Genomic DNA, 1,976 nt, shown 5'->3' with positions numbered 1-1,976 from the left:
CTGTTCCGGACGACCGGCAATGTTACCGTGGTGGCGGGATGGAAAGCGCTGTTTTCCGACCCGTCGCCACAGTCAGTACAGACACTGGCTGATGGCGACGTGAGCAGTGATAACGCAGATGCCTCCCGGCTGCCGCCCCTTCAGAGCGGGCAGATTTGTCCGGTTCAGGGGGCGGAGGAAAAGCGCCTGCAGACAAAACCACCGGTACCGTACAACGACGGTACGCTGATTGCGGCGATGACGAACGCGGCGTCGTTTGTCACTGATGCTGCGCTGAAGAAGGTGCTGAAAGAAAACGCGGGGATAGGAACTGAGGCGACCCGGGCGGGGATAATCGACACCCTGATAAAACGCGGATTTATGGTAAGGGACAAAAAAGTGCTGCGTTCGACCCCGACAGGGCGAGACCTGGTGAATGCCCTGCCGGCGGCACTGACCAGCCCGGGGCTGACGGCGCTGTGGGAGCAACTGCTGGATGAGGTGGCCGCAGGCCGGGTGAGTCTTGATGATTTCATGGCGAAACAGAATGCCTGGGTGTCGCAACTGGTCAGTCAGGGAAAAGCGCAACCACTGGCGATGCAGGCCCCGCCCGGTCCACCCTGTCCGGAGTGCGGGGGGCGAACGGTGCAACGGCAGGGAAAGAATGGCGTATTTTTCGGCTGTGTCAACTATCCGGCGTGCCGGGGTATTGCGGGAAGTGGTACTGGCGGACCTGAGTTGAAAATGCCAAAAGGTTTGAAACTGACGCTGCGATAACAACTTGTTTTTCCAGACCGGGTTCTGGTAGCCTTATCGGGCTTTGATAAGAGCAGCACCCCGTGACTGCGGCCTGTTCCGGATGACCGCATGCCAGCCGGAATTTCAGTCTGAAGGGCGATCTTTACTCGAGGATCGGTCCTTAACGCGCAAGCACTCCGTGAAAACTGCGCCGGGTAATCAGGTTTTACCCCGGAGATTAGATTCTTACATCATGCTGTGGTGCAGCAATTCCATCAGAAATGGCCTCCGTTTACGGGGGCCATTTTTTTGTTGATTCGCAAAAACAATTAACGGATTGACTGTTTTTTTATCCCTGTAAAAATGAACTGGCAATCTGTCACTCACAGAGTGACCACCAATGTTCCGGTGATCTGAGAGGAACGCCTTCGGGTGATCACACACCAATGTTTCAGCAGTCTGAGAGAGACGCCTTCGGGTGACTGCACACCAATGTTTCTGCGGTTTGAGAGAGACGCCTTCGGGTAACCGCACACCAATGCCACTGTAGCCTGAGAGGTGGCGTCTTCGGACGGTACAGCCCTTTAATCTTTGGAAACGGCTGTCGCGGTGAGATCTGCTGCGATTAAGATATCTTAAACCAAGACGATCAGTGCGCTGAATGTACTGATTTCCCTGCGGGAAAACATATCCCGACAGGGATGAATGTTTTCTCAACCATACCTTTTTTATCCCTGGAGAGAACATCATGTCCGGAAATACTGACAAAAAAGAAGTGAACTACTTCAACCTTAACATCAGCGGCCTGGGCTACATCAGTAACGTACGCCAGGTGGTCAACGGTAACAGTAAGTTTACCTGCTGTACGCTGAACGCCCTGACGGGGCCGACAGATAATGCAGACTATACCCGCTTTGATGTCACTGTTGCAGGCAAGGACGCAACGAGTCTGATCAACCGTTGCCAGAAAGCCTGTGACGAAGACAAAAAAGTGATGATCAGTTTTGTGCTCAGCGGAATCAAACCGGACATCTTCACCCTGTCAAAAGGTGAGCATGCCGGCGAAAACCGCGTCAGTCTCAAAACGCGTCTTATCCGGGTGGACTGGATAAAGATTGACAAAGAGATTGTTTACAAGGCAGAAAAACCGACCTCGACTCCTCCGGTTCAGGACCAGACTCCGCAGAAGCAGTACGCGGAAAACTCATTCTGAAACCGTCATTTTAACTGACCTCTCCCTGGCGGTGACACACTTTCCG

General features: G+C 53.5%; 2 protein-coding genes. Both read left to right on the top strand.

The genetic code is table 11. The features are described 5' to 3' along the window. Window positions 1-756, top strand: a 756-nt coding sequence (locus BZK42_RS27715; protein ID WP_211280455.1) for a DNA topoisomerase, incomplete at its 5' end; no start/stop codon positions are given. Between the two features lie 709 nt (window positions 757-1,465). Beyond that, window positions 1,466-1,930 (top strand): STY4534 family ICE replication protein, encoded by a 465-nt coding sequence (locus BZK42_RS27710; RefSeq protein WP_080861547.1) that lies wholly within the window; start codon window positions 1,466-1,468, stop codon window positions 1,928-1,930. Window positions 1,931-1,976: the final 46 nt, after the last annotated feature.

This window comes from Citrobacter braakii (assembly GCF_002075345.1).
GTDB classification, from domain to species: Bacteria; Pseudomonadota; Gammaproteobacteria; order Enterobacterales; family Enterobacteriaceae; genus Citrobacter; species Citrobacter braakii.
The sequence above is the reverse complement of the archived record's forward strand: the minus strand, read 5'-3'. Positions and strand labels throughout refer to the sequence as shown.

What these genes read in the sequence shown, in the direction of transcription:
- BZK42_RS27710 (WP_080861547.1), top strand. Translation starts at nt 1,466, where the DNA reads ATGTCCGGAAATACTGACAAAAAAGAAGTGAACTACTTCAACCTTAAC.